Annotated in this window: 28 protein-coding genes; 14 read left to right on the forward strand and 14 right to left on the reverse strand. The window is 69.3% G+C overall.

Annotated elements, in window-relative coordinates:
• Positions 1–125: 125 nt before the first annotated feature.
• Genes ABFX45_RS04410 through hsaB form a run of 6 tightly spaced genes read left to right on the forward strand, consistent with a single transcriptional unit; the run spans position 126 to position 5,419 of the window.
• Positions 126–1,025 (forward strand): acetaldehyde dehydrogenase (acetylating), encoded by a 900-nt coding sequence (locus ABFX45_RS04410; RefSeq protein WP_346127777.1) that lies wholly within the window; start codon positions 126–128, stop codon positions 1,023–1,025.
• Positions 979–2,001 carry a 4-hydroxy-2-oxovalerate aldolase gene (gene dmpG / locus ABFX45_RS04415; RefSeq protein WP_109636695.1) on the forward strand — a complete coding sequence of 341 codons (1,023 nt, stop codon included), beginning with the start codon at positions 979–981 and terminating at the stop codon, positions 1,999–2,001. Before ABFX45_RS04410 ends, dmpG begins: the two co-directional genes overlap by 47 nt.
• The gene (gene hsaA, locus ABFX45_RS04420; protein ID WP_109636696.1) at positions 1,998–3,164 is read left to right on the forward strand and encodes a 3-hydroxy-9,10-secoandrosta-1,3,5(10)-triene-9,17-dione monooxygenase oxygenase subunit; all 1,167 of its coding nucleotides are present in this window, start codon (positions 1,998–2,000) and stop codon (positions 3,162–3,164) included. The genes dmpG and hsaA overlap by 4 nt, the downstream gene beginning before the upstream one ends.
• A gap of 10 nt (positions 3,165–3,174) precedes the next feature.
• On the forward strand, positions 3,175–3,984 hold the full coding sequence (gene hsaD, locus ABFX45_RS04425) for a 4,5:9,10-diseco-3-hydroxy-5,9,17-trioxoandrosta-1(10),2-diene-4-oate hydrolase (RefSeq protein WP_109636697.1): 810 nt from the start codon (positions 3,175–3,177) through the stop codon (positions 3,982–3,984).
• Positions 3,984–4,886, forward strand: coding sequence for an iron-dependent extradiol dioxygenase HsaC (gene hsaC, locus ABFX45_RS04430; RefSeq protein WP_109636698.1), 903 nt, complete (start codon positions 3,984–3,986; stop codon positions 4,884–4,886). Before hsaD ends, hsaC begins: the two co-directional genes overlap by 1 nt.
• Positions 4,850–5,419, forward strand: a complete 570-nt coding sequence (gene hsaB / locus ABFX45_RS04435) for a 3-hydroxy-9,10-secoandrosta-1,3,5(10)-triene-9,17-dione monooxygenase reductase subunit (RefSeq protein ID WP_346127781.1) — start codon at positions 4,850–4,852, stop codon at positions 5,417–5,419. The genes hsaC and hsaB overlap by 37 nt, the downstream gene beginning before the upstream one ends.
• Here hsaB and ABFX45_RS04440 read toward each other — a convergent pair.
• A complete protein-coding gene (locus ABFX45_RS04440; RefSeq protein WP_109636699.1) occupies positions 5,405–6,226 on the reverse strand; it encodes a class I SAM-dependent methyltransferase in 822 nt (273 codons plus the stop codon). The two genes, hsaB and ABFX45_RS04440, sit on opposite strands and share 15 nt — an antisense overlap.
• Before the next feature lie 42 nt (positions 6,227–6,268).
• Between ABFX45_RS04440 and ABFX45_RS04445 the strand changes: the two genes are divergently transcribed.
• The gene (locus ABFX45_RS04445) at positions 6,269–6,658 is read left to right on the forward strand and encodes a helix-turn-helix domain-containing protein (protein WP_109636700.1); all 390 of its coding nucleotides are present in this window, start codon (positions 6,269–6,271) and stop codon (positions 6,656–6,658) included.
• Here the strand turns inward: ABFX45_RS04445 and ABFX45_RS04450 are convergent.
• The 6 genes from ABFX45_RS04450 to ABFX45_RS04475 form a co-directional block, all read right to left on the reverse strand.
• Positions 6,655–6,915: a hypothetical protein gene (locus tag ABFX45_RS04450; protein ID WP_346127784.1), complete on the reverse strand. Its 261-nt coding sequence runs from the start codon at positions 6,913–6,915 to the stop codon at positions 6,655–6,657. The two genes, ABFX45_RS04445 and ABFX45_RS04450, sit on opposite strands and share 4 nt — an antisense overlap.
• Before the next feature lie 202 nt (positions 6,916–7,117).
• A complete protein-coding gene (locus ABFX45_RS04455; RefSeq protein WP_346127786.1) occupies positions 7,118–8,146 on the reverse strand; it encodes an acyl-CoA dehydrogenase family protein in 1,029 nt (342 codons plus the stop codon).
• Positions 8,143–8,958 (reverse strand): acyl-CoA dehydrogenase family protein, encoded by an 816-nt coding sequence (locus ABFX45_RS04460; protein ID WP_346127788.1) that lies wholly within the window; start codon positions 8,956–8,958, stop codon positions 8,143–8,145. The genes ABFX45_RS04455 and ABFX45_RS04460 overlap by 4 nt, the downstream gene beginning before the upstream one ends.
• Positions 8,955–10,046: an acyl-CoA dehydrogenase family protein gene (locus ABFX45_RS04465; protein WP_346127790.1), complete on the reverse strand. Its 1,092-nt coding sequence runs from the start codon at positions 10,044–10,046 to the stop codon at positions 8,955–8,957. The genes ABFX45_RS04460 and ABFX45_RS04465 overlap by 4 nt, the downstream gene beginning before the upstream one ends.
• Positions 10,046–10,876: an enoyl-CoA hydratase gene (locus ABFX45_RS04470; protein WP_346127792.1), complete on the reverse strand. Its 831-nt coding sequence runs from the start codon at positions 10,874–10,876 to the stop codon at positions 10,046–10,048. Before ABFX45_RS04470 ends, ABFX45_RS04465 begins: the two co-directional genes overlap by 1 nt.
• A complete protein-coding gene (locus tag ABFX45_RS04475; protein ID WP_346127794.1) occupies positions 10,873–12,360 on the reverse strand; it encodes a FadD3 family acyl-CoA ligase in 1,488 nt (495 codons plus the stop codon). Before ABFX45_RS04475 ends, ABFX45_RS04470 begins: the two co-directional genes overlap by 4 nt.
• 42 nt (positions 12,361–12,402) lie before the next feature.
• Here ABFX45_RS04475 and ABFX45_RS04480 point away from each other — a divergent pair, with 42 nt between their 5' ends.
• The 4 genes from ABFX45_RS04480 to ABFX45_RS04495 are packed head-to-tail and all read left to right on the forward strand — an operon-like array spanning position 12,403 to position 15,986.
• On the forward strand, positions 12,403–13,482 hold the full coding sequence (locus tag ABFX45_RS04480) for an acyl-CoA dehydrogenase family protein (RefSeq protein ID WP_346127796.1): 1,080 nt from the start codon (positions 12,403–12,405) through the stop codon (positions 13,480–13,482).
• Positions 13,479–14,222, forward strand: coding sequence for an SDR family oxidoreductase (locus tag ABFX45_RS04485; protein WP_109636708.1), 744 nt, complete (start codon positions 13,479–13,481; stop codon positions 14,220–14,222). The genes ABFX45_RS04480 and ABFX45_RS04485 overlap by 4 nt, the downstream gene beginning before the upstream one ends.
• A gap of 14 nt (positions 14,223–14,236) precedes the next feature.
• The gene (locus ABFX45_RS04490; protein WP_109636709.1) at positions 14,237–14,842 is read left to right on the forward strand and encodes a TetR/AcrR family transcriptional regulator; all 606 of its coding nucleotides are present in this window, start codon (positions 14,237–14,239) and stop codon (positions 14,840–14,842) included.
• A 13-nt stretch (positions 14,843–14,855) separates the two neighbouring features.
• Positions 14,856–15,986 (forward strand): acetyl-CoA C-acetyltransferase, encoded by a 1,131-nt coding sequence (locus tag ABFX45_RS04495; protein ID WP_109636710.1) that lies wholly within the window; start codon positions 14,856–14,858, stop codon positions 15,984–15,986.
• On the opposite strand, the gene ABFX45_RS04500 is transcribed toward ABFX45_RS04495, so the two are convergent.
• The 4 genes from ABFX45_RS04500 to ABFX45_RS04515 are packed head-to-tail and all read right to left on the reverse strand — an operon-like array spanning position 15,970 to position 19,277.
• Positions 15,970–17,031: an NAD(P)H-dependent flavin oxidoreductase gene (locus tag ABFX45_RS04500; protein WP_346127800.1), complete on the reverse strand. Its 1,062-nt coding sequence runs from the start codon at positions 17,029–17,031 to the stop codon at positions 15,970–15,972. The genes ABFX45_RS04495 and ABFX45_RS04500 overlap by 17 nt on opposite strands.
• Entirely contained in the window at positions 17,028–17,741 is a 714-nt protein-coding gene (locus ABFX45_RS04505) for a CoA-transferase subunit beta (RefSeq protein WP_109636712.1), read from the reverse strand. The genes ABFX45_RS04500 and ABFX45_RS04505 overlap by 4 nt, the downstream gene beginning before the upstream one ends.
• Entirely contained in the window at positions 17,738–18,535 is a 798-nt protein-coding gene (locus ABFX45_RS04510; RefSeq protein WP_112225379.1) for a CoA transferase subunit A, read from the reverse strand. The genes ABFX45_RS04505 and ABFX45_RS04510 overlap by 4 nt, the downstream gene beginning before the upstream one ends.
• Entirely contained in the window at positions 18,510–19,277 is a 768-nt protein-coding gene (locus ABFX45_RS04515; RefSeq protein ID WP_109636714.1) for an enoyl-CoA hydratase family protein, read from the reverse strand. Before ABFX45_RS04515 ends, ABFX45_RS04510 begins: the two co-directional genes overlap by 26 nt.
• A gap of 70 nt (positions 19,278–19,347) precedes the next feature.
• Here ABFX45_RS04515 and ABFX45_RS04520 point away from each other — a divergent pair, with 70 nt between their 5' ends.
• Positions 19,348–20,100 carry an SDR family oxidoreductase gene (locus ABFX45_RS04520; protein ID WP_109636715.1) on the forward strand — a complete coding sequence of 251 codons (753 nt, stop codon included), beginning with the start codon at positions 19,348–19,350 and terminating at the stop codon, positions 20,098–20,100.
• Complete coding sequence (locus ABFX45_RS04525; RefSeq protein WP_112225378.1) at positions 20,097–20,960, forward strand: SDR family oxidoreductase; 864 nt, start codon at positions 20,097–20,099, stop codon at positions 20,958–20,960. The genes ABFX45_RS04520 and ABFX45_RS04525 overlap by 4 nt, the downstream gene beginning before the upstream one ends.
• On the opposite strand, the gene ABFX45_RS04530 is transcribed toward ABFX45_RS04525, so the two are convergent.
• Positions 20,933–21,883 carry a S41 family peptidase gene (locus ABFX45_RS04530; protein ID WP_346127804.1) on the reverse strand — a complete coding sequence of 317 codons (951 nt, stop codon included), beginning with the start codon at positions 21,881–21,883 and terminating at the stop codon, positions 20,933–20,935. The two genes, ABFX45_RS04525 and ABFX45_RS04530, sit on opposite strands and share 28 nt — an antisense overlap.
• A gap of 35 nt (positions 21,884–21,918) precedes the next feature.
• Positions 21,919–23,046: a steroid 3-ketoacyl-CoA thiolase gene (locus ABFX45_RS04535; protein ID WP_346127806.1), complete on the reverse strand. Its 1,128-nt coding sequence runs from the start codon at positions 23,044–23,046 to the stop codon at positions 21,919–21,921.
• Between the two features lie 129 nt (positions 23,047–23,175).
• Between ABFX45_RS04535 and ABFX45_RS04540 the strand changes: the two genes are divergently transcribed.
• Positions 23,176–24,402, forward strand: a complete 1,227-nt coding sequence (locus ABFX45_RS04540; RefSeq protein ID WP_346127808.1) for a cytochrome P450 — start codon at positions 23,176–23,178, stop codon at positions 24,400–24,402.
• A gap of 259 nt (positions 24,403–24,661) precedes the next feature.
• On the opposite strand, the gene ABFX45_RS04545 is transcribed toward ABFX45_RS04540, so the two are convergent.
• Entirely contained in the window at positions 24,662–24,784 is a 123-nt protein-coding gene (locus ABFX45_RS04545) for a hypothetical protein (RefSeq protein ID WP_267900064.1), read from the reverse strand.
• Positions 24,785–24,823: the final 39 nt, after the last annotated feature.

Genomic DNA, 24,823 nt, shown 5'->3' on the forward strand with positions numbered 1-24,823 from the left:
AGCTCGTTCGGGGGTCGGGTAAGCCCGCACCTGTACGCCGTCCTCACGATACGCAATTTACCGGGAGCCATGATGAGCACGACGCCCCACCATCGAATTGTGCGCAGCGCCTGCGGCGGAGGCTGGTGGTCTCTGTGAAGGCGGCCATCATCGGGTCCGGCAACATCGGCACCGACCTGCTCTACAAGCTCCTGCGCTCGCCGGTGCTGGAACCGCGCTGGATGGTGGGCATCGACCCGGCCAGCGAGGGTCTGCGCCGGGCGGCGTCGCTGGGCCTGGAGGTGTCGGTCGACGGCGCGGAGTGGTTGCTGCGTCAGGACGAGCTGCCGGACGTCGTCTTCGAGGCGACGTCCGCGGCGGTGCACCGGGCCAACGCGCCGCGCTACGCGGAGGCGGGCATCCGGGCGATCGACCTGACACCGGCGGCGGTCGGGCCGTACGTCGTGCCCCCGGTGAACCTCGGCGAGCACCAGGACGCGCCCAACATCAACCTGATCACGTGCGGTGGCCAGGCCACGATTCCAATGGTGCACGCGGTGTCGCGCGTCGTCCCGGTGTCGTACGCGGAGATCGTCGCGAGCGTGGCGTCGGTGTCGGCGGGACCGGGGACGCGGGCCAACATCGACGAGTTCACCCGCACGACCAGCAAGGGCATCGAGGCGATCGGGGGAGCGGAGCGCGGCAAGGCGATCATCGTGCTCAACCCGGCGGATCCTCCGATGATCATGCGCGACACGATCTTCTGCGCGATCCCCGAGGACGCCGATCCGGACGCGATCACGGACTCGATCGCGCGGATGGAGACCGACCTCCGCTCGTACGTGCCGGGGTTCCGGTTGCTGAGCGAGCCGCAGTTCGACGCCGGCCGCGTGTCGATCTTCGTCGAGATCGAGGGCGCGGGCGACTTCTTACCTGCCTACGCCGGGAACCTCGACATCATGACGGCCGCCGCGACGAAGGTGGGGGAGGAGATCGCGAATGCAGCAGCGTCCGATTCTGCGGCTGACCGACACGTCACTGCGTGACGGCTCGCACCACAAGCGGCACCAGTTCACGGTCGAGGACGTCCGGTCGATCGTGGCGGCACTCGACGGCGCCGGGGTGCCGGTCATCGAGGTGACGCACGGCGACGGGCTCGGCGGGTCGTCGTTCAACTACGGCTTCAGCCTCACGCCGGAGCAGGAGCTGATCAAGGTCGCCGCCGAGACGGCCCAGCGGGCCAGGATCGCGGTGCTGATGCTGCCCGGTGTCGGTGTGAAGGACGACATCCTGGTGTCGCAGGACAACGGGGCGTCGATCGTCCGGATCGCCACGCACTGCACCGAGGCGGACGTCTCGGTGCAGCACTTCCAGCTCGCGCGCGAGCGCGGACTGGAGACCGTCGGGTTCCTGATGATGGCGCACTCGCAGCCACCGGAGGCGCTGGCTCGTCAAGCCCGCATCATGGCGGACGCGGGCTGCCAGTGCGTGTACGTCGTCGACTCGGCCGGCGCCCTGGTGCTGGAACAGGTTTCCGACCGGGTGGCCGCACTGGTGGCCGAGCTCGGCGATGACGCCCAGGTCGGGTTCCACGGGCACGAGAACCTCGGGCTGAGCGTCGCGAACTCGGTCGCGGCGGTGAGAGCCGGGGCGAAGCAGATCGACGGCAGCGTGCGCGGATTCGGTGCGGGCGCGGGAAACACGCCGCTGGAGGCGTTCGTCGGTGTGTGCGACAAGCTCGGGTTCGAGACCGGCGTCGACTTCTTCAAGATCGTGGACGCGGCCGAGGACGTCGTCCGGCCCGTGATGCCGGAGGAGTGCTTGCTCGACCGGATGGCGCTGATGATGGGTTACGCGGGCGTCTACTCCAGCTTCCTCAAACACGCTTACACACAGGCGAAACGCTACGGCGTGTCCGGCGCGCAGATCCTCGTGCGCGCGGGCGAGCGCAAGCTCGTGGGCGGGCAGGAGGACCAGCTGATCGACATCGCACTGGAGCTGAGCAGGGAGAAAGTCCGATGAGCGAGGAAATCCTCGGCAAGGTGCGGGATCTGCTGCCTGCTCTGCGGGAACGCGCGCAGGAGGCGGAGGAGCTGCGCAAGGTGCCGCCGGAGTCGGTGAAGGCGTTGCAGGAGACCGGGTTCTTCCGGATGCTGCAACCCGTGCGGTACGGCGGCTTCGAGTCGCATCCGCTCGACTTCTACACGGCGGTGAAGCTGATCGGCAGCGCGTGCGGGTCGACGGGCTGGGTCGCGTCCGTGCTGGGCGTGCACCCGTGGCACGTCGGGTTGTTCGACGTCCGGGCGCAGGACGAGGTGTTCGGCGAGGACCGGGACACGCGGATCTCGTCCTCGTACGCGCCGACCGGCCGCGCGACCCCCGTCGAGGGCGGGTTCCGGTTCAGCGGCAAGTGGAGCTTCTCGTCCGGCTGCGACCACGCGACGTGGGTGCTGCTCGGCGGCCTGGTGATGAACGACGAGGGCAAGCCCGTCGACTTCCGCACGTTCCTGCTGCCGATCGCCGACTACACGATCAACGACGTGTGGGACACGGTCGGTCTGCGCGGCACCGGCAGCAACGACATCGTGGTCTCCGACGTGTTCGTGCCGGAGCACCGGACGCTGAGCATGATGCACACCGCGCGCTGCGTCTGCCCCGGCCAGGACGTCAATCCCGGCCCGCTCTTCCGGATGCCGTACGGGACGATCCACCCGTACGCGATCACCGCGCCGATGATCGGCATGGCGTACGGCGCGTACGAGGTGCACGTCAACGCCACCCGTGAGCGGGTCCGGGCCGCCTACCTGGGTGAGAAGTCCGTCGAGGACCCGTTCGCCCAGGTGCGGATCGCGATGGCGTCCAACGACATCGACACGGCGTGGTGGCAGCTCGAGAAGGACATCAACGACGAGTGGGAGCACGCCGTCGCCGGCACGAAGATCCCGATCGAGCTGCGGCTGAGGGCGCGGCGCGACCAGGTGCTCGGCAGTGCGCGGGCGATCTCCGCGATCGACCGGCTCTTCGAGAGCGCGGGCGGCAAGGCCATCAACAGCGGCCTGCCGCTGCCCCGGTTCTGGCGCGACGCGCACGCCGCACGCGTGCACGCGGCCAACGACCCGGAGCGCGTGCTCGTCATGTACGGCAAGGGCGAGCTCGGCATCCAGGTCCGCGACGGGCTGTTCTGAGGGGGCGTTGATGAACGTGCGGCTGCACTACCACGAGGCGGGCACCGACCACTCCGAGACGCTGGTCCTGCTGCACGGCGGCGGGCCCGGCGCGTCGGCGATGAGCAACTTCGGCCGCAACATCCCGGTGTTCGCGAAGTCGTTCCGCGTGCTGGCCGTGGACATGCCCGGCTACGGCCAGTCCGACAAGCCCGCAGAGCACGACCAGTACTTCACCTTCGCGGCACGGGCGCTGAAGGACCTGCTCGACGAGCTGGGTGTCGAGCAGGCGCACATCCTGGGCAACTCGCTCGGCGGTGGCACCGCGGTCCGGTTCGCTCTCGACCACGGCAAGCGTGCCGGACGGCTCGTGCTGATGGGGCCGGGAGGCTTGTCCCTCAACGTCTTCTCTCCGGACCCGACCGAGGGTGTGCGGAAACTCAGCGCGTTCGCGAAGGACCCGACACGGGAGAAGATCGAGGAGTTCCTGCGCATCATGGTGTTCGACCAGTCGCTGGTCACCGAGGAGCTGATCGACGAACGGTTCGAGGCGGCGCGGCAGCCGGAGTCGTTGCGCGCCATGGCCGCTCTCGGCAAGTCGTTCGCCGGGCCGGACTTCGAGCAGGGGATGCTCTGGCGGGAGGCATATCGGTTGCGCCAGCGGGTGTTGCTGGTCTGGGGACGCGAAGACCGGGTCAATCCGCTCGACGGTGCCTTGCTGGCGCTGAAGCTGATCCCGCGGGCGCAACTGCACGTGTTCGGCGGCTGCGGCCACTGGGCACAGCTCGAAAAGTTCGACGAGTTCAACCGGCTGGCGACCGACTTCTTGACGGAGGCGTGATGGGGATCCGATCGCTGGGTTATCTCCGGATCGAGGCCACCGACATGGACCGGTGGCGCGAGTTCGGACTGAAGGTCCTCGGCATGGTCGAGGGCAAGGGCTCCACGGAAGGCGCTCTTTATCTGCGGATGGACGACTTCCCGGCGCGGCTGGTGATCGTCCCCGGAACCGCGGACCGCTTGCAGGCCTCTGGCTGGGAGGTCGCGACCGAGGCCGAACTGGACGAGGTGGCGAAGCGGCTGGCTTCCGCCGGTGTCGCGGTGGTGGAGGGTTCGGCTTCGGATTTGGCCGAGCGCCGGGTCAACGGGCTGATTCGCTTCGACGACCCCTCCGGCAACACCCTGGAGGTGTTCCACGGCGCCGCTCTGGAGCACCGGCGGGTGGTGTCGCCGTACGGGCACCGGTTCGTGACCGAGGAGCAGGGTCTCGGGCACGTCGTGCTGTCCACTTCGGACGACGAGGCGGCGTTGCACTTCTACCGGGACGTGCTGGGCTTCCGGCTGCGCGACTCGATGCGGTTGCCTCCGCAGTTCGTCGGCCGTCCGGCGGACGGGCCACCGGCGTGGCTGCGGTTCTTCGGCTGCAACCCGCGCCACCACAGCCTGGCGTTCCTGCCGATGCCGACGCCGAGCGGGATCGTGCACCTGATGGTCGAGGTCGAGAACACCGACGACGTCGGCCTGACCCTGGACCGCGCGATGCGGCGCAAGGTGCCGATGTCGGCAACGCTCGGCCGGCACGTCAACGACCTGATGCTGTCGTTCTACATGAAGACACCCGGCGGGTTCGACGTCGAGTTCGGCTGCGAGGGACGGCAGGTGTCCGATGAGGACTGGATCGCACGCGAGAGCACGGCGGTGAGCCTGTGGGGACACGACTTCAGCGTGGGCTACCAGAAGTAGCCCGCTACCGCTCCGTCCTCGGTCACTTCTGCACGGGAGTGACCGTGGTGACCGGCATGTCTGCGGACGGGCCGGTCGGGTTCGCCTGCCAGGCGTTCGCGGCGTTGTCGCTCGACCCGCCCCTCGTGCTTTTCTGTCCACAACGGACTTCGCGCAGCTGGGCGGCGATGGCGGCGTCCGGCGCGTTCTGCGTGAACGTGCTGGCCGAGGACCAGCGGGAGATCTCGACGGTGTTCGGGAAGGCCGGCGTGGACAAGTTCGCCGGAGTGGCCTGGACGCCGTCGGCCACCGGTGCCCCGGTGCTCGACGGCGCCCTGACCTGGGTCGACTGTCGGGTTTCGGCGGTGCACGACGCCGGCGACCACCACATGGTCGTCGGCTCGGTCGTCGAGCTCGGCCCGGTGCGCGACGCGCAGCCGTTGCTGTTCTACCGCGGCCGCTACGCCGTGCACGCCGAGCTGGACACCCGAGGCTGGTCCGGCGAGGTCCTCGACAACCTGCTCACCGCCCAGCGCCAGTCAGAGTGGAGTTAGGGCCCTGATCTCCCACGACGCGGTGGGGAAGCGGACTTCCCCGTCCTGCACGAACTCCTCGAACGCGCGGAGCACGGTGCCGAGCACCTCCGCGCGTTCGTGTTCGGGCATGGGCTGGAGTGCCCGGCCCACCGGCCCGAGCATCGTCAGGTACGTCGGCAACACGTCCTCTGGCATGGTGCAGGTCAGATCGACCTTCCGGATGTCGACGCCGGTCCACCCGCTGTCGTCCAGCACCTTCCGCGCCCGGTCGGGGTCGGCGAGCCCGTACGGCCCGGGCGCGTCGGCATCGAACGTCGGCAGATCCGGCATCAGCGGCGCGACGGCCCGTTCCGCGGTGGTCATGAACGGGTTCTCGTCCTTGCCGCGCCAGACGACGACCCGCAGCTCGCCACCGGGCTTCGCGGCCTTGCCGAGGTTGCGGAACGCGGCCACCGGGTCGTCGAAGAACATGACCCCGAACCGCGACACGATCAGGTCGAACTGCGGCTCGAACGCGTGCACCTGCGCGTCCGCGTGCACGAACCGCACGTTCGTGCTCTCCTGCGCGACGGCGATCTGCGGCCCGGAAATGTCGACGCCGACGCACGGCACGTCGCCGAGTGCCGCCGCGATCGCCCTGGTCACGCCCCCGGTCCCGCATCCGACATCGAGCACCCCGGTGCGCGGCCTCTCCCGCGCCGCCGCGACGAGCAGGTCCTCGAACGGCTGGAGAACCACGTCGACCATGTCCCGTGCCGCGGCCCAGCCGTGCCCGCCGGGCCCGTTCCACAGTGCGGCCTGTTCGCTGTTGACCTCTGGTGTCATGCTCCTACCGTCCTACTTCAAGTCGGCTTGAGGTCAAGTGTCATGCAGGAGCTGGGTATCGGCGAGGTGGTGCGGCGATCCGGCGTGCCAGCGTCCACTCTGCGCTACTACGAGGAGCGCGGCCTGATCGGATCGGTCGGCCGGCGCGGCCTCACGCGGGTGTTCGACCAGGGCGTCTTCCAGCGGCTGGCGCTGATCTCGGTGGGCCGCGCGGCGGGCTTCACCCTCGAGGAGATCGCGGTGATGTTCGCCCCCGACGGCAGCCCGCGCCTGGACCGCGCGCTGCTCACGAGCAAGGCGGACGAACTGGACGCGACGATCCGCCGGCTGACGGTCATGCGCGACGGGTTGCGGCACGCCGCGTCGTGCCCGGCGCCGACGCACATGGAGTGTCCGAAGTTCCGGCGCCTGCTGGAGCGGCTGACCGGTTAGCTGCTCCAGATCTGCGGGGCGATGGTCATCGCTGCGGCCTGGCAGGGCGGCAGCGGTTCGCCCTCGGCCACGACCTCCAGCGGCCACCTCTGCTGCAACACGACCCACAACCGCCCGGAGAGCCCGGCGAACGCGCCCAGCAGGTTCACACCTTCGGCGACCTGCAGCACGTACACCCGCTTCGCCCCGTCGGGCGGCTCGCGCCAAGCCCGGCGCAACCGGCGCCCGCCGTGCCGCGCCGCATCGGCGGACAGCACGACATCGGCCTCGCTCTTCCCTCGTGATGCCGATTTCCCCGTACGCCATGCTCAGCAGCAACGTCGCCTCGGCCTGCGCCGGCTCGCCGCCGAAGTGGTCCTCGCGCACGGAACGGAGGGTGTCGTCGTCCAACCGCTCGTGCGCGCGTTCTGGGTCAAGGATGCGTTCGTCCACGAGCCAGGAGACCAGGCAGCGGCCTGATCACCGGTGTGCGGAACGGGAGAGGCGGTCGATGTGATCTTGAGGGCTGCCGAACAGCTGGGCGCTGCCGTGCGCCCGCTTGAAGTAGAGGTGTGCGTCGTGCTCCCAGGTGATCGCGATGCCGCCGTGCAGCTGGATCATCTCGGCCGCGACCTTGCAGAACGCTTCGGAGCAGTACACCTTCGCGACCGCTGCGGACACCTCGTCGGTGGCGGCCCGCGCGGCCGACCTCGCGGTCTCCACCAGGACGTGCATGTCCGCCATGCGGTGCTTCAACGCTTGGAACGAACCGATCGGCCGCCCGAACTGGACCCTGGTCTTCGTGTACTCGACGGTGAGCTCCAGTGCTCTGGCGGCGGCGCCGACCTGTTCCGCGCACAGTGCGGCCAGTGCCGTGTCACGTACCTGGGACGACCAGGGGCCTAGGCGGGTCGCGGCGGCGTCGGTGAGGCAGATGGTGGCCAGGCGGCGGGTCAGGTCGATGGCCGGCGTGTGTTCGCGCGTGACGCCGGGCTGGCCGGGATCGACCTCGTAGAGCGAGATGCCGTCGGTGACCAGCAGGATTTCGGCGTGGTCGCCGTCGAGGACGTGGTGGACGGTGGCGTGGAGAGGGCCGTCGGAGACAGCCGTGGTCACCTCGGGGTGGTCGAGCGGAGCCGTGGTGACGTGGTCACCGGTGGCCCAGGGCCAGGCGAGTGCGGCGACGGTTCCGCCGGCGATCCGCGGTAGCAGCCGGCCACAGGCCTCGTCGTTTCCGCTGACGAGCAGTGCCTGTGCGGCCAGCGTCGACGAGAGCAGGGGAGCGGGCGTGAGCGTGCGGCCGAGTTCTTCCAGCGCCATCAGGGTTTCCGCGACCCCGGCACCGGATCCGCCGTGCTGCTCGGAGATCGGGAGGACACCGATCTCGCACAGCCGCGCCCACAGGTCCTTGTCGTAGCCATGCGGGGCTTCGATCGCGGCACGGATGTCGGAGTGCTTGTCGAGCAGGCTGCGGACGGTGTCGCGCAGTGCGAGTTGTTCCGGTGTCACAACGCCTCCAGCACGCGGGCTCGGTGCAGCGACGGGCTGCCCCAGGCGGTGCGCAGGGCCCGGGTCTGCAGCAGGAACCGGCCGAGCTCGTGCTCGGCGGTGTAGCCGATCGCGCCGTGCACCTGCAGGGCGGTCCTGGCGGCGTTCCAGGCGGCGTCCGAGGCGGCGACCTTGGCCGCCGAGACGTCGCGGGTCGTCATCGTCACGGCGGCGCCGAACACCAGCGGGCGGGCCAGTTCCAGTCCGATCAGGACGTTGGCGAGGTGGTGCTTGACGGCCTGGAAGGAGCCGATCGGCCTGCCGAACTGGGTACGGGCCAGGGTGTGGGCGGTGGTCATCTCGAGCATCGCGCGGCCGAGGCCGAGGAGCTGTGCCGAGCAGGTCAGAACGCCGAGGTCGAAGGCGCGGGTGACCGGGATACCGGTAGCGATCACCGCGCCGCCGGTCAGCTCGACGAGGCGGCGGGCGGGGTCCGCCGAGGACAGTCCGGCGGTGGGGACGGCCTCGCGGAGGGTGTCGCCTTCGACGAGGAAGTAGTGGTCGGCTTCGACGGCGTGCGGGACGTGAGGTGGGAAGGCAACCGACGAGGTACCCGTCGCCGTCCCGTCCACCAGCGCCGGAACCACCGCCAGGGACTCGATCAGCGGCCCCGGCACCGCGTGATGCCCCAGCTCCTCGAACACCACCACGAGGTCGACCGGCTCCGTCACCTCGTCCACCCCGACCTCGGCCAGGTCCCGCCTCCCCGCCGCGAGGAACCCGTGCAGCACCCCGGCGAAGTCCGTCTGCTCCGGCGACAGCGTGAACATCATCGTGGCAACCCCAGGATCCGTTCGGCGATGACGTTGCGCTGGATCTCGTTGGTGCCGGCGTAGATGGGCCCCGCCAGCGAGAACAGCCAGCCGTCCCGCCATCCCGGCGCGACCTCGCCCAGCAGGTCCATCGCGGTCTCGTGCAGTGCCACGTCCAGCTCGGACCAGAACACCTTCGTGACGCTCGCGGCCGGTCCCGTGGGCGGGTTGGCCAGCGAGCCGAACGTGTGCAGCCGGTAGGCCTGGGCACCGATCCACGCGTCGACGACCCGGTCGCGCAACGCCGGATCCGGGTTCTTGCGGTACAGCTCCACGAGCCGCCCCGCGGCGGCGACGAACCTGCCGGGACTGCGCAACGACAGGCCGCGTTCGTTGCCCGCGGTGCTCATCGCCACGCGCCAGCCGTCGCCGACCTCGCCGATGACGTCGTGGTCCGGTACGAACACGTCGTCCAGGAAGATCTCGGCGAAGCCCGGTTCGCCGTCGAGCTGGTTGATCGGCCGCACGGTGACGCCGTCGGCGCGCAGGTCGAACATCAGGTAGGTCAGGCCGCGGTGACGTCCCTCCGCGGAGGTCCGGAACAGGCCGAACGCCCTGTCCGCGAACGCCGCCCGCGAGCTCCACGTCTTCTGGCCGCGCAGCAGCCAGCCACCATCACGACGAACGGCGGTGCTGCGCAACGACGCCAGGTCGGATCCGGCCTCGGGTTCCGACCACGCCTGCGCCCACACCTCGTCGCCGCGCGCCATCGGCGGCAGGATCCGCGCGCGCTGCTCGTCGGTGCCGTGAGAGAACAACGTCGGCGCCAGCAGGAAGATGCCGTTCTGGGAGACGCGACCGGGCGCGCCGGCGGCGTGGTACTCCTCCTCGAAGATCAGCCACTGCAGCAGACCCAGGTCGCGGCCACCGAACTCCTCTGGCCACGACACCACCGACAACCGGGCCGAGGCGAGCAGCCGTTCCCACGCGCGGTGCTCTTCAAAGCCCTGCAAGGTGTCCATTGAGGACAGTGGCCGGACGTGCGCGGCCAGCCACGAGCGCACCTCGGCTTGGAACTCAAGAGTCGAGGAGTCCAGTGAGAGGTCCATCAGCTGGAGGCCTTCTTCATCGAACGGGCGTCCATGCCCGCCAGCGCGTCCGGGCTCACCTCGGCGTTGTGGGCGTGGGCGAGGTGGTGCAACCCGAACACCGAGTCCATCCCGGCCCTCATGCCCATGAGGTCCTCGGACTGGTTGACCGCCTTCTTGGCCAGAGCCAGCCCGAACTGCGGCATCGCCGAGATCCGCGAAGCCAGCTGGAACGTCGACGTTTCCAGCTCGGCGCGCGGCACGACACGTGCGACCATGCCCCATTCGTAGGCGCGCTGGGCGGAGAAGCGGTCGCCGGTGAAGAGCACCTCCTTGGCGGCGCGCGGGCCGAGCACCCACGGGTGGGCGAAGTACTCGACACCGGGAATTCCCATACGCACCACGGGATCGGCGAAGAACGCGTCCTCTGCGGCCACGATCAGGTCGCACACCCAGGCGAGCATCAGGCCGCCCGCCACGCACGCGCCCTGCACCATCGCGATCATCGGCTTGGGGATCTCGCGCCACCGCCGGCACATGCCGAGGTAGACCTCCATCTCGCGGGCGAAGCGGAGATCACCACCGGAACGCCCGACGTGGTCCCACCACAGCACGGCCTTGCGCTCGAACGACACGTCGACGTCCCGGCCGGGCGAGCCGATGTCGTGGCCCGCCGAGAAGTGGTCACCGGCACCGGCCAGGACGATCACCTTGACCTCGTCGTCGTCGACCGCGCGCGTGAAGGCCTCGTCCAACGCGTACGTCATCGCCGAGTTCTGCGCGTTGCGGTACTCCGGGCGGTTCATGGTCACGACGGCGACCGCCTCCCGCCGCTCATACGAGACTGTCACGCGTTCTCCTTGCGCAGTAGGTGTTTGAGGACCTTGCCGCCGGCGTTGCGGGGGAGCTCGGGGTGGAACTCGACGGCCCGCGGCACCTTGTAGTTGGCCAGCCGGCCGCGGCAGAACTCGATCACCTCGTCCTCGGTCAGCTCGTGGCCGGGCGAGGTGACGACGTGCGCGACGCCGACCTCACCGAGCCGTGCGTCGGCCATCCCCACCACGGCCGACTCGGCGACTCCCGGCAACCGGGCCAGCGCCTGCTCGATCTCCGCGGGGTAGACGTTGAACCCGCCGCAGATGTACATGTCCTTGAGCCGGTCGGTGATCGACAGGTAGCCGCGTTCGTCGACGCGTCCGACATCGCCCGTGTGCAGCCATCCCTCGGCGTCGATGGCCGCGGCGGTCGCCTCCGGATCGTCCAGGTACCCGAGCATCACGTTCGGGCCGCGCAGCAACACCTCGTCCTTCTCGCCCAGCCGCAGCTCGAAGTCCGCCATCGGCCGCCCGCACGTGTGCGCGACGGTCTCCGGTGAGTCCTCGGGACGGCACATCGTGGCCACCACGGCCTCCGTGAGCCCGTACGCGGTGAGCACGGTCGAGAACGACAGCTCCGTCTGCATCCGCTCGACCAGCGCCACGGGCACCACCGCGGCGCCTGTCACCGCGAGACGCAGGCTGGACAGGTCGAACGAACCGCGATCGGGGTGGTCGAGCAACGTCTGGTAGATCGTCGGCGGCCCCGGCAGCACGGTGATGCGTTCCTGTTCGATCAGCCGCATCGTCTCCACGACGTCGAACACCGGCTGCGGCACGATCGTCGCGCCGCGCAGCAAACTGGCGAGAATCCCGGCCTTGTAGCCGAAGGTGTGGAAGAACGGGTTGACGATCAGGTACCGGTCGTTCGACGACAGCTCACCGCAGGACGCCCACGCCTCCGCGACCCTGAGCGACTGCCGGTGCGCGCTCATCGCGCCCTTGCTGCGCCCGGTCGTGCCCGAGGTGTACATGACGTCGCACAGCTGGTCCGGATCGAGCGACGGCAGGTTCGTGGCCCAGTCGAGCCAGTCGGCCGGTAGTCGCACGATGATCTCGGGGAGCTCCTCTCCGCGCAGCTCCGCGAGCCGGTCGCGGCCGAGGAACTCGCCCTCGACGATGAAGGCGCGCGCCTTGCTCCGCCGCAGCACGTCGAGCGTCTCGGCAGCGGTGAACCGGGTGTTGATCGGTACCAGCGCGGCGCCCGCGTGCAAGGCGCCCAGTGCCGCGACCACCCAGTGCCGCGAGTTGGGCGCGCACAACGCCACCCGGTCGCCTGGCCGCACACCCATCCCGATGAGTGCGCGTGCGGCGGTGTGCACCTGCGCCCGCAGCGCGGTGTAGGTGAGGCGAACGTCCCCGTCCACCAACGCTTCCGCGCCGCCGAAGAGCGAGGCAGCGCGGTCGAGCACCGCTGAAACCGTTTGCCTGCTTGGATCGCTGGCCACTGTGGCCTCCATTGGGCCTCCAAAGCAAGTGCTTGGTAGGTTAGAGTATGGCCCATGGAGTCCTTCCGGCGCGAGGTGCGGGAATGGTTGTCCGCCAACCTCGTCGGTGAGTTCGCGGAGCTGCGCGGCCTGGGTGGGCCCGGCCGCGAGCACGAGGCGTTCGAGGGCCGGCTGCGCTGGCACCGGCACCTGGCCGCGCACGGGTGGACGTGCCTCGGCTGGCCGGGCGAGCGCAGCGTGGAGGAGCAGGTCGTCTTCCACGAGGAGTACGCGGAGGCCGACGCGCCCGCGAAGGTCGACATCGTGGGTGAGGGTCTGCTCGGCCCGACGCTCATCGCGTTCGGCACCCCCGAGCAGAAGGAACGCTTTCTGCCGAAGATCCGCTCACTCGACGAGCTGTGGTGCCAGGGCTACTCCGAGCCGGGTGCCGGCTCCGACCTCGCGTCCGTCCAGACGAAGGCGACCCTCGAGGGCGACCAGTGGGTGATCAACGGCCAGAAGATCTGGACGTCGAACGCGCACTACTCGGACTGGATCTTCGTCCTGTGCCGCACCGAGCCCGGATCACAACGCCACCACGGGCTCTCCTACCTGCTCGTGCCGATGCACCAGCCCGGCATCGAGGTCCGGCCGATCCGCCAGCTGACCGGCACGTCGGAGTTCAACGAGGTCTTCTTCGACGGCGCGGTCACGGCTCGCGAGAACGTGGTCGGGCAGCCCGGCCAGGGCTGGAAGATCGCGATGGCCACGCTGGGCTTCGAGCGCGGCACCGCGATGCTCGGCCACCAGGTGAGCTTCCGCCGCCAGCTCGACGCGATCATGGCGAAGGCTCCTGACCACATGCGGGAGAAACTGACCAGAGCGTGGCTCGAGCTCCACGTCATGCGCTCACACACGGTGAGAACGCTCAACGACGACCCTGGCCCGGAGGCGTCCGTGCTGAAGCTGTTCTGGGGCGGGTGGCACCGCAGGCTCGGTGAGCTCGCGATGGAGTCGCTCGGCCCCGAGTCGATGATCGACGGCAACGAGTGGCAGCGGATGTTCCTGTTCAGCCGCGCGGAGACCATCTACGGCGGGTCCGACGAGATCCAGCGCGAGATCATCGCCCACCGGATTCTGGGGCTACCGCGATGACCGGCCACGACCTGCTCAGGGACAAGGTCGTCGTCGTGACCGCCGCGGCGGGCACGGGTATCGGCTCGGCGACCGCGAAACGGTGCCTCGAAGAGGGCGCGACGGTCGTGATCAGCGACTGGCACGAGCGCCGCCTCAAGGAGACGCACGAGTCGCTCGGCACCGATCACGCGATCCCGTGCGATGTCACGAACGAACAGCACGTGCAGACGCTCGTAGACGAAACAGTCGCGCGCTACGGCCGCATCGACGTGATGGTCAACAACGCGGGCCTCGGCGGTGAGAAGTCCGTGCTGGACATGACCGACGACGAGTGGTCGCGCGTTCTCGACGTGACGTTGAACGGCACGTTCCGCTGCACCAGGGCCGTGTTGCGCCAAATGGTCGCCCAGCGAAGCGGTGTTGTCGTTAACAACGCGAGCGTCGTCGGCTGGCGTGCCCAGAAAGGCCAAGCCCATTACGCGGCGGCAAAAGCAGGTGTCATGGCGCTGACGAGATGCAGCGCGATGGACGTGGCCGAGCACGGCATCCGGGTGAACGCGGTCGCCCCGAGCTTGGCGGCGCACCCGTTCCTGGCCAAGGTCACCAGTGAGGAGTTGCTGACCGAGCTGGCGTCCCGTGAGGCTTTTGGGCGCGCCGCCGAGCCGTGGGAGGTCGCGAATGTGATCGTGTTCCTCGCCAGCGACTACTCGTCGTACCTGACGGGCGAGGTCGTCTCGGTGAGCAGTCAGCACCCGTGAGGAAGGAAAGATCGATGAGCGGCAGGAGGGCGGAGCTGCTGGAGCTCGCCGCGCGGATGTTCGCCGAACGTGGCTACGGGCAGACCACGGTCAGGGACATCGCGGACGCGGCGGGCATCCTGTCCGGCAGCCTCTACCACCACTTCGACTCGAAGGAGTCGATGGTGGACGAGATCCTGCGGACCTTCCTCGACGAGCTGTTCACCCGGTACCGCGAGATCGTCGACGCGGGCCTCGAACCGAAGCAGACGCTGAAAGCCCTGGTCGTGGCATCGTTCGAGGCGATCGACAGCCGGCACGCCGAGGTCGCGATCTACCAGAACGAGTCCAAGCACCTGATGCCGCTGGAGCGGTTCTCCTACCTGGACGACCGCAACGTGGAGTTCCGCAAGCTGTGGACGGTGCTGCTGGAGGACGGCATGCGCGCGGGCGTGTTCCGCGCCGATCTCGACGTGGACCTCGCCTACCGGTTCATCCGCGACACGGTGTGGGTGGCCGTGCGCTGGTACCGGCCGGGCGGAGGCCTGTCCGCGGACGCGGTCGCCGACCAGTACCTCGCGATCCTGCTCGACGGCATCGCCACCGGGCGCCGGAAGAACTCGATGGGGAACAAGACGTAGAAGGAGGGCCCTCGTGGCCGAGGCGTACATCATCGAGGCTGTGCGGACTCCGGCGGGCAGGCGTGGCGGCGAACTGAGCCACGTGCATCCCGCCGATCTCGGTGCGCACGTGATCACGGCACTGCTCAACCGCGTCGACGTCGATCCCACCGACGTGGACGACGTGATCTTCGGGTGCGTCGACACGGTCGGGCCGCAGGCGGGTGACATCGCGCGGACCTCGTGGCTGGCCGCGGGGTTCCCGGAGCAGGTGCCCGGGGTGACCGTCGACCGGCAGTGCGGGTCGAGCCAGCAGGCGCTGCACTTCGCGGCGCAGGCGGTGATGAGCGGCACGGCGGACGTCGTGGTCGCGGGCGGCGTGCAGAACATGTCGCAGGTGCCGATCGGATCGGCCATGACGGTCAGTCCGTTCGAGGGCTGTGAGGGCTGGCAGCACCGGTACGGCGACGAGGAGGTCAACCAGTTCCGCGCGGCCGACCTGATCGCCGTGCGGTGGGACCTCTCCCGGCGCGAGATGGAGGAGTACGCGCTGCAGAGCCACCTGCGAGCGCTTACCGCGATCAAGGAGGGCCGGTTCGACCGGGAGATCGCGCCGGTCGACGGTGTCGTGCACGACGAGTGCCCGCGTCCGGACACCAGTGCCGAGAAGATGGCGGCGCTGCAGCCGTTGCGGCCGGGTGGACGGACGACGGCGGCCTTGTCGAGCCAGATCTCCGATGGCGCCTCGGCGGTTCTCGTCGTGTCGGAACGGGCGATGCGCGAGCGGAAGCTGACGCCGCGGGCTCGGGTGCACCACCTCTCCGCCCGCGGATCGGACCCGATCTACATGCTGACCGCGCCGATCCGCGCCACCCGGTACGCCCTGGAGCGAGCGGGGATGTCCATTTCGGACATCGACCTGTTCGAGATCAACGAGGCGTTCGCGTCGGTTCCACTGGCCTGGGCCAAGGAGCTGCGCGTCGACCTGGGGAAGGTCAACGTCAACGGGGGAGCGCTGGCGCTGGGACACCCGATCGGCGCGACCGGCACGAAGCTGTTCACGACGCTGCTGCACGAGCTGGAGCGGTCGGGCGGCCGGTACGGCCTGCAGACGATGTGCGAGGGCGGCGGTCAGGCCAACGTGACGATCATCGAACGTCTCTGAGACTGTTCCCCATTCTGGCGATGATCTTCTCGGCGTCGTGCACGATGCCGGTGATCAGGTCCTCGCACGTCGGCAGGTCCTGCAGCAGACCGGCGACCTGACCGGACGCGAGCACGCCCGCGTCGGTCCTGCCCTCGACGAGGCCGGCGCGCAGCAGCATCGGCGTGTTCGCGGCCATGATCACCTGTGACCAGGTGAGGTCCTTGCCGTGCTTCATGGCCAGGCCTTCGCGGATCATCGCGCGCCAGGTGAGCCCGGTGTGCCGGCGGAACCTGGCCGCGTTGGTGATCGCTCGTGTCAGGCTGCTGACCCGGCCAGACCGTTCGAGGTGGTTGACCAGGTCGGTGCGCAGGACCCGGTGCGGCAGGCCGTCGACACGGGTGGTGACGACCGTGCCGTTCAGATCCCGTCGCAGGTACGCGTGTTTGACCGCGTCGGGGACCGTGCTCTCCTGGGTGAGCAGGAACCTCGTGCCCATCGCGATTCCGGCCGCACCGTACGCGAGTGCTGCCGCGAGCCCTCTGCCGTCGAAGAAACCGCCCGCAGCGATCACCGGGATGTCCACGGCGTCCAGCACGCTCGGGAGGAGCAGGGTCGTCGCCACGCCGCCGGTGTGGCCGCCGCCTTCGCCGCCCTGGACGATCACCGCGTGGGCACCCCACTTCGCGACCTTCTCCGCGTGCCTGGCCGCGCCGACCGACGGGATCACGACGACACCGGCGTCGTTCAGCTTCGCGATCATGTCGGGTTTCGGTGCCAGCGCGAAGGAAGCGACCTTGACCTGTTCGCGGATCAGCAGGTCGACCCGCTTCGCCGCGTCCTGGGCGTCGGCGCGGAGGTTCACGCCGAACGGTTGTGACGTGCGGGAACGGGTTTCCTTGATGGCGGCTTCCAGCTCTGCGTAGGTCATGGTCGCCGAGGCCAGGATGCCGAGCCCTCCGGCCTCCGCGGTCGCGGAGACCAGGCGGGGCCCGGCGACCCAGCCCATGCCCGTCTGCACGACGGGATGACGGACGCCGACGAGCTCGGTCAGCGCGGTTCTCATGACGGGACTTCCCGGTCGCGCTTGCTGTCCGGGTCGAGCACGGTTCGGAGGAGCTTCAGCTCTTCGTCGGTGGGCAGCCTGGTCTCCGTGACGTCTGCCGCGGCGAGCGGGAACGATGTCTGCTTCTGCACCTCGTCGACTGACACGCCGGGGTGGGTGGACACCAGGCGCATCGAGTGGTCGGGGGTGTTGAAGTCGAGCACGGCGAGGTTCGTGACGACACGATGGATGTCGTGGAACGGGCCCACGGCGTGGTCGTAGCCGACACCGGAGACCACGTCGACGGTCTCGACCAGCACGCGCGGGCTGTGCCGCGGCACCCAGTAGCTGGTGCGGTGGTTGACGGTGTTGCCAGGCGCGCCGCGGAAACCGAGGAGCTGCCTGGTGGGCCTGGCGTGGTCGCCGATCGCGGAGATGTTCTGGTTGCCGAACCTGTCGACCTGGTTCGCGCCCATCACGACGTGCCGGCGGCCGTGCGCGACGACGTCGAAGACCTTCCGGTACGGCAGCCAGCCCTCCACAGTGGACTCGGGCGTGAGCAGGAACGCCTCGCCGTCGCTGAGCAGGAGGTCGGGTTCGGTGGTGAGGCGGGCGAGTTTCGCGCCGAGGGACGGGATGAGGCCCATCGGGCTGGCGAGCGTCTCACCGGCGCCCGCGAACAGGTCGGCGCACGCGGTGACGCAGATTTCGGCCCTGGTGATGTCGCTCATGCCAGCAACCTCTCGTAGAAGCCCGGCCATTTCTCCAGGTCACCCGCGGCTTCGGCGTACTCGCGCTGGAGCTTCTCGTCGCGGGGGTAGTCGGGGACGCAGCTCGTGAACCCCGCGCCACCCGGTGCCTCCACGACTCCGTCGACCATCATGCGGTTGAGCAGCAACGTCTGCGGCGGCCCGTCGAACGTCTCCACGATCTGCTCGCACGAGACGTAGCGCCGGTCCGCGGCCAGGCAGAACAGGTCGTCGAAGTACGGGTCGGGCCCGAGGTACTGGGCGTTGCCGTGCCGGTCCGCGCGGTTGAGGTGCACCAGCGCCACGTCGAGCTTGAGCGCGGGCATGGCGACCAGCTCCTCGCCGTCGTCGTAGGGCGATCGGACGGTCCTGAGCTCGGGGGCGTACTTGAGCACGTCCGAGCCGAGGCCTGCCCTGATCGGCAGGAACGGCAACCGGTGCGCGGCGGCCCTGAGCCCCGTCTGGAACATGCCCTCGTCCAGCTCCAGCACGTCGATCCCGCCGGCTTCGCGGACCCGCTTGAACCACGGGTCGTACGGGATGGTGTCGAGCGAGACGAACCCGTAGACCAGCTTGCGGACCTTGCCCGCCGCGCACAGCAGGCCGACGTCCGGTCCGCCGTACGTGACGATGGTGAGGTCTTTCAGGTCTGTGCGGAGAATCGCCTTGACCAGGGCCATCGGCTTGCGCCGCGAGCCCCAGCCGCCGATGCCGACGGTCATGCCGTCCTTGATCCCGGCTACTGCCTCGTCAGCCGTCATTCGCTTGTCGCGCATGGTTTCCGTCCAGGAAGGCCTGCCGGGCGTGGTCCGACACCCCGGTGAGGTTCAGCTCGAAGGTGAAGCCCTGCTCGTAGCGGTAGCTGGTGTGCACGCGCTGCGGGTCGATGCCGTTGATCGCCTCCTTGGCCGCGCGGATCACCGTCGGGTCCTTCTTGGCGATCTCCTTGGCGATCTCGCGGGCCGCGTCGTCGAGCTGCTCACGCGGTACGACGTCGTAGACGCTGCCGTGGTGGTGCAACGCCTGCGCGCTGATGTTCCTGGCCGTGTAGTACAGCGTCCGCATGAGGTGCTGCGGCACGAGCCTGGCCAGGTGCGTCGCGGCACCGAGCGCGCCGCGATCGACTTCGGGCAGGCCGAACGTGGCGTCGTCGGACGCCACGATCACGTCCGCGTTGCCGACCAGCCCGATGCCGCCGCCGAGGCAGAACCCGTTCACCGCGGCGATGACCGGCACCTCGCAGTCGTAGACAGCAGCGAAAGCCTTGGCGCAGCCCCGGTTCGCGGCGATCAGCGCTTCGTGACCGGGCGTGCGCTGGATCTCCTTGATGTCGACGCCCGCGCAGAACCCGCGGCCCTCGGCCCTGAGGATCACCACCCGTGCTTCGGGATCCCGGCCCGCGTAGGTGATCGTCTCGGCCAGCTCGAACCAGCCGCGCGCGGGGATGGCGTTGACCGGAGGTATGTCGACTGTCACCTCGATGATGCCGTTTTCGGTGTGGCTGCTGGAGATTCCCATCGCGCCGCCTTCCGAACCAAGCGATTGCTTGGTAATTTAGCAGCGCCAGAGCGACCGGGGTAGGTGCGGAGTGGAACTCTCCCTGGACGGAAGCGTCGTCCTCGTGACGGGCGGCGTGCGGGGTGTCGGTCTCGGGATCACCCGTGCGTTTCTCGCCGCGGGCGCGACGGTCGTGACCTGTGCCCGGCGTCCCGCCGAGGTGCCGGGTGCGTCGTTCGTGCAGTGCGACGTCCGGGACGCCGAGCAGGTGTCGTCGCTCGTGTCCGGGATCGTCTCGCGGTTCGGGCGGCTGGACGTGCTGGTGAACAACGCCGGTGGGGCGCCGTTCGCGTTGGCGGAGAAGGCTTCGCCGCGGTTCCACCAGAAGATCGTCGAGCTGAACCTGCTGGCGCCGCTGCTGGTGTCCCAGGCCGCTCACGCAGCGCTGCAGGACTCCGGCGGTTCGATCGTGATGGTCAGCAGCGTTTCCGGTCGGCGGCCTTCGCCTGGGACCGCCGCCTACGGCGCCGCCAAGGCCGGGCTGGACAACCTGACCGCTTCGTTGGCCGTTGAGTGGGCGCCTCTCGTGCGGGTCAACGCGCTGGCAGTCGGAATGGTGCGGACCGAGCAGTCTCACCTGCACTACGGGTCCGCGGAAGGCATCGCTGCCGTTGAGCGGACCGTGCCGCTGGGCCGCCTCGCGTCGCCGGACGAGATCGGCGCGTGCGCGGTCTTCCTCGCTTCTCCGCTGGCTTCGTACGTCACCGGCTCGACTTTGGTGGTGCACGGCGGGGGCGAGGTGCCCGCGTTCCTGGACGCCGCCAAGACCGATGGGAGTTCATGATGTTGTGCGAGGACCGGGTCGTCATCGTCACCGGCGCCGGTCGGGGCATCGGGCGTGCGCACGCCCTGGCGTTCGCGGCCGCGGGTGCCAGGGTCGTGGTGAACGACCTGTCGGTGGGGCCTGCGTCGGAAGTGGCGTCGTTGATCGGGCCGCGTGCCGTGGTGAACACCGACGACGTGGGCACCTGGGCCGGTGCCGCGCGGGTGGTCGAGGCTGCGGTGTCTGCCTTCGGCGGGCTCGACGTGCTCGTGAACAACGCGGGGATCGTGCGCGACCGGATGGTCGTGAGCTGCGGCGAGGACGAGTGGGACGAGGTCGTGCGCGTGCACCTCAAGGGCCACTTCGCGCCGCTGCACCACGCGGCCGCGTACTGGCGCGGCGTCCACAAGGCGGGCGGCGCGGTGTCGGGCCGGGTGATCAACACGTCGTCCGGCGCCGGGCTGTTCGGGAGCGTGGGGCAGGCGAACTACTCGGCGGCCAAGGCGGGGATCGCGGCGATGACGCTCGTGGCGGCGGCCGAGCTGGCGCGGTACGGCGTGACGGTGAACGCGATCGCTCCCGCCGCCAGGACGCGGATGACCGAAGCGACGTTCGCGGAGTCGATGGCGGCGCCGGACGGCGGGTTCGACGCGATGGCGCCGGAGAACGTGTCGCCGCTCGTGGTGTGGCTGGGCAGTGCGGAGGCTGCGGACGTGACCGGCCGGATGTTCGAGGTCGACGGCGGGCGGATCTGCGTGGTCCACGGGTGGCAGCGCGGGCCGGAGATCGACAAGGGTGCGCGGTGGGCGCCGGACGAGCTGGGCGGGGTGGTGCGTCAGCTGGTCGCCGAGGATCACCCGGTGCCCGTGTACGGGGCTTGAGCGCGGATGAGCTCCAGTGCGGCATCAAGCGCCCGGTCCGCCGGCACCGCGATGTCCGGGACGACCCCGACGCCTTGCCAGTTGCCGTTGGTGATCGGGTTGACCGATCGGGATTCGGCCAGGCACAACACGAAGTGCGGGTGCAGCCGCCGGTACTCGAACGGATGCGCGCCTCCGCCGCTGGGCTCGCCCACCACAACGGCCCGGCCCAGCGCCTGCAGGTCGTAGGCGAAGTGCTCGGCGGCGGAGAACGTCTTCGGGGAGATGAGGACGTACACCGGCTTGGTGGCGCCGTACCGGCGCCCCGGGACCCAGGCCGGGGTGTTGCTGGTCGTGAGCCGGTCCTCGGGGCGGTAGTAGGTGCTGCTCAGGGGTTCGCTGCGGTCGAAGAGGTACGCCGCGAGCAGTGCCACCATGTCGCTGTGGCCGCCGCCGTTGCGACGCAGATCGATGATCATCGCGTCGGCCTGGGCGAGCAACGTCATGGCGGCGGCGGCCACATCGCCGGCCATGGCCGGCGGAGCGAACACGCGCAGGCTGAGGTAGCCGATGTTGTCCGGCAGCAGCTCGAACTTCTCGAAGCCGTGGTTGACCCGTCTGCCGTAGTAGCGCTCCGCCTCTTGCTCCGAGTAGGCGTCGCCGGCGGTGATCTCGACTGCCGGCAACGCCGCCGCGGAGTAGCTCACGGCCAGGTGCCCATCGCCGGAACCCTCCCGAAGATGCTCGGTGAGCGCCGCGGCGAACTCACCGGGGTCGGAGAGCGCCTGCCAGCGGTCGGCGGCGGCATCGTGCCGGAGCTGCTGCGCCAGCGACCGGCCGACCTCGATCGAGACGTACCGGCTCTCCATCAGATCGGCGGCACGCTCCAGCACACCGCGCCGATCCTCTGCGCCCACCGTCGGGCGTTGCCCAGAGACGACCACCGCCGGAAGCTATCAGGGTCTGACAGTTCCGGTCCTCAGATCCGTTCGATGATCGTGCCGCTGGCCAGTGCCCCGCCGGCGCACATCGTGATCAGCGCCGTCGTCGCGTCGCGGCGCTCCAGCTCGTGCAACGCCGTCGTGATGAGCCGCGTGCCCGTGCTGCCGACCGGGTGACCGATCGCGATCGCGCCACCGTTGACGTTGACCCGGTCCAGGTTCGGCCGGTGCACCGCGGCCCACGACAGCACGACCGATGCGAACGCCTCGTTGACCTCGAACAGGTCGATGTCGGCCATCTTCATACCGCTGCGCTCCAGCAGCCGCGCGGTCGCGTCGACCGGGCCGTCGAGGAGGTAGTACGGGTCGGAGCCGACGAGGCACTGCGTGACGATCCGCGCCCTCGGCCGCAGCCCGTGTGCGTGTGCCCAGTCCTCGTCCACGACCATCACGGCCGAGGCGCCGTCGGAGATCTGCGAGGACGTGCCCGCCGTGTGCACGCCGTCGGGCATCACCGGCTTCAACGCCGCCAGTGCCTCCAGGCTGGTCTCGCGCAGGCCCTGGTCGGTCTCCACCAGTTCCTCGCCGACCTTCACCGGCACGACCTCGGCGGTGAACCGCCCCTCCGCCCAGGCCCTGCCCGCGCGCGTCTGGGACTGGACGCCGAACCGGTCCACCTCCTCGCGCCCGATGCCGCGGCGTGCGGCGACCCGTTCCGCGCCGACGAACTGGTTGGGCTGGTCGATGGCCCACGAGTCGGGGCGGGGCGAGCCGGCGTCGCCGATGTTGCTGCGCAGCGGTACCCGGCTCATCGCCTCGACACCGCAGGCGATGCCGGCGTCGATGGCGCCCGCCGCGATCAGGCCCGCGATGAGGTGCGTGGACTGCTGGGCCGAGCCGCACTGGGCGTCGATGGTGGTGCAGCCGGTGGTGTGCGGCAGGCCCGCGTGCAGCCAGGCGGTCCTGGTGATGTTGTTGGACTGCTCGCCCGCCTGGGTGACGGTGCCGCCGATGACCTGTTCGACAGTGGACGGATCAACACCCGTTCGATCAAGCAAACCGCGTTGTGCCGCACCGAGGAGCTCGGCGGCGTGCAGCCCCGACAGCCAGCCGTTGCGCCTGCCGATGGGCGTGCGCACCGCTCCCACGATCACCGGACTGCCCACGCGAGCCTCCTTGGACTGGAAACTAGAACACGTTCCTGTGTATGACCAGATTGGCCGCCTGGGGGCTTCAACACAAGGCGCAACCGTGTTTGAATCGGTTAGAACGTGTTACATCTAGGAGGTGTGTCCGTGGGCAAGCCGCGCATCCCTGAGGGCTTCGACTTCACCGACCCCGACATGTACGCGAAACGCTTACCCCTGCAGGAGTTCGCCGAGCTGCGCCAGACCGCGCCGATCTGGTGGAACTCCCACCCGACGGGCCAGGGCGGTTTCGGGGACGATGGCTTCTGGGTGGTGACCAAACACGCGGACGTCAAGGAGGTCTCCCGGCGCAGCGACGTCTACTCGAGCTGGGAGAACACCGCGATCATCCGGTTCGCCGAAGGCATGACCCGCGACCGCATCGAGATGCAGCGGCTCCTCCTGCTCAACATGGACCCGCCGGTGCACACCAAGCAGCGCGGCATCATCTCGCGCGGCTTCACGCCGAAGTCGATCAACGCTCTGCGCGACGCCCTCAGCGCGCGGGCCGAGAAGATCGTGGCCGAGGCCATCGCCAAGGGCCGGGGCGACTTCGTCACAGACGTCGCCTGCGAGCTGCCGTTGCAGGCGATCGCGGAGCTCATCGGCATCCCGCAGGAGGACCGGCGCAAGATCTTCGACTGGTCCAACCAGATGATCTCCTACGACGACCCGGAGTTCGAGGGCGACCCGATGGTCGCGGCCACCGAACTGCTCGGCTACTCCTGGACGATGGCGGAGGACCGGCGCGCCTGTCCACGCGGGGACATCGTCACCAAGCTCGTCCAGGCCGATGTGGACGGTGCAGGGCTGGCGTCGGAGGAGTTCGGCTTCTTCGTCCTGCTGCTGGCAGTCGCCGGGAACGAGACCACGCGCAACGCGATCACCCACGGGATGAAGGCGTTCTTCGATCATCCGGAGCAGTGGGAGCTGTTCAAGGCCGAGCGGCCGGCCACCGCTGCCGACGAGATCGTCCGGTTCGCCACACCGGTCATCGTGTTCCAGCGGACGGCCGCGCAGGACACGGTGCTGAGCGGGGTGGAGATCAAGAAGGGGCAGCGGGTCGGGCTGTTCTACTCCTCGGCCAACTTCGACGAGGAGGTGTTCGAGGAGCCGGAGAAGTTCGACATCACCCGGGACCCGAACCCTCACCTCGGGTTCGGCGGGAGCGGTGCCCACTTCTGCATCGGTGCCAACCTCGCCCGGCTGGAGATCGACCTGATCTTCAACGCGATCGCCGACCACATGCCGAACATCCGGCAGGTCGACGAACCCCGACGGCTGCGGTCCGGGTGGTTGAACGGGATCAAGGACTTCCAGGTCCAGTACTCGTAGGTGGAGGCGGGTCCGCTTCGGTGGGCCCGCATTCGCTGTGTTGCTGGTTGGCCGCCTGCGGTGCGATCGTCGCCGTGTGTGGGTGGGCGCACCGGCTTACGGAGCTTTGGTTTCGTCATCGCCGCTTCGCGACGATGAAAAGACCCCGCCCGTCAATGCCCACGCAACCACGCTGGAACGCAAGCCACCCGCGTCGGCGAGCCCTCCGCTGGAACGCGACCAGCCAACGCAAGGCGGGCCGACCTCCGGAGGTGCCTTGCTATCCGCTGACCGCGTACGAGTGAGCGCCCGCGATCTTGTCGCCGTCTACGATCAGATGTTCGTCCCGGATCAGCGTGCCGGCGAAGAACGGCAGCTGGCCTGCATCCGCACCAAAAGCCACGGCGCAACCTCACCCACGCCGCCCCCTGGCCCCGCTCGG

This window comes from Lentzea roselyniae, from assembly GCF_039537795.1.
GTDB classification, from domain to species: Bacteria; Actinomycetota; Actinomycetes; order Mycobacteriales; family Pseudonocardiaceae; genus Lentzea; species Lentzea atacamensis.

Bases quoted from the DNA above. Each gene is read 5' to 3' on its own strand.
- dmpG (WP_109636695.1), top strand. From the start codon at position 979: ATGCAGCAGCGTCCGATTCTGCGGCTGACCGACACGTCACTGCGTGAC.
- hsaA (WP_109636696.1), top strand. From the start codon at position 1,998: ATGAGCGAGGAAATCCTCGGCAAGGTGCGGGATCTGCTGCCTGCTCTG.
- hsaD (WP_109636697.1), top strand. From the start codon at position 3,175: ATGAACGTGCGGCTGCACTACCACGAGGCGGGCACCGACCACTCCGAG.
- hsaC (WP_109636698.1), top strand. From the start codon at position 3,984: ATGGGGATCCGATCGCTGGGTTATCTCCGGATCGAGGCCACCGACATG.
- ABFX45_RS04440 (WP_109636699.1), bottom strand. From the start codon at position 6,226: ATGACACCAGAGGTCAACAGCGAACAGGCCGCACTGTGGAACGGGCCC.
- ABFX45_RS04445 (WP_109636700.1), top strand. From the start codon at position 6,269: ATGCAGGAGCTGGGTATCGGCGAGGTGGTGCGGCGATCCGGCGTGCCA.
- ABFX45_RS04460 (WP_346127788.1), bottom strand. From the start codon at position 8,958: ATGATGTTCACGCTGTCGCCGGAGCAGACGGACTTCGCCGGGGTGCTG.
- ABFX45_RS04465 (WP_346127790.1), bottom strand. From the start codon at position 10,046: ATGGACCTCTCACTGGACTCCTCGACTCTTGAGTTCCAAGCCGAGGTG.
- ABFX45_RS04475 (WP_346127794.1), bottom strand. From the start codon at position 12,360: ATGGAGGCCACAGTGGCCAGCGATCCAAGCAGGCAAACGGTTTCAGCG.
- ABFX45_RS04480 (WP_346127796.1), top strand. From the start codon at position 12,403: ATGGAGTCCTTCCGGCGCGAGGTGCGGGAATGGTTGTCCGCCAACCTC.
- ABFX45_RS04485 (WP_109636708.1), top strand. From the start codon at position 13,479: ATGACCGGCCACGACCTGCTCAGGGACAAGGTCGTCGTCGTGACCGCC.
- ABFX45_RS04490 (WP_109636709.1), top strand. From the start codon at position 14,237: ATGAGCGGCAGGAGGGCGGAGCTGCTGGAGCTCGCCGCGCGGATGTTC.
- ABFX45_RS04500 (WP_346127800.1), bottom strand. From the start codon at position 17,031: ATGAGAACCGCGCTGACCGAGCTCGTCGGCGTCCGTCATCCCGTCGTG.
- ABFX45_RS04505 (WP_109636712.1), bottom strand. From the start codon at position 17,741: ATGAGCGACATCACCAGGGCCGAAATCTGCGTCACCGCGTGCGCCGAC.
- ABFX45_RS04510 (WP_112225379.1), bottom strand. From the start codon at position 18,535: ATGCGCGACAAGCGAATGACGGCTGACGAGGCAGTAGCCGGGATCAAG.
- ABFX45_RS04515 (WP_109636714.1), bottom strand. From the start codon at position 19,277: ATGGGAATCTCCAGCAGCCACACCGAAAACGGCATCATCGAGGTGACA.
- ABFX45_RS04525 (WP_112225378.1), top strand. From the start codon at position 20,097: ATGATGTTGTGCGAGGACCGGGTCGTCATCGTCACCGGCGCCGGTCGG.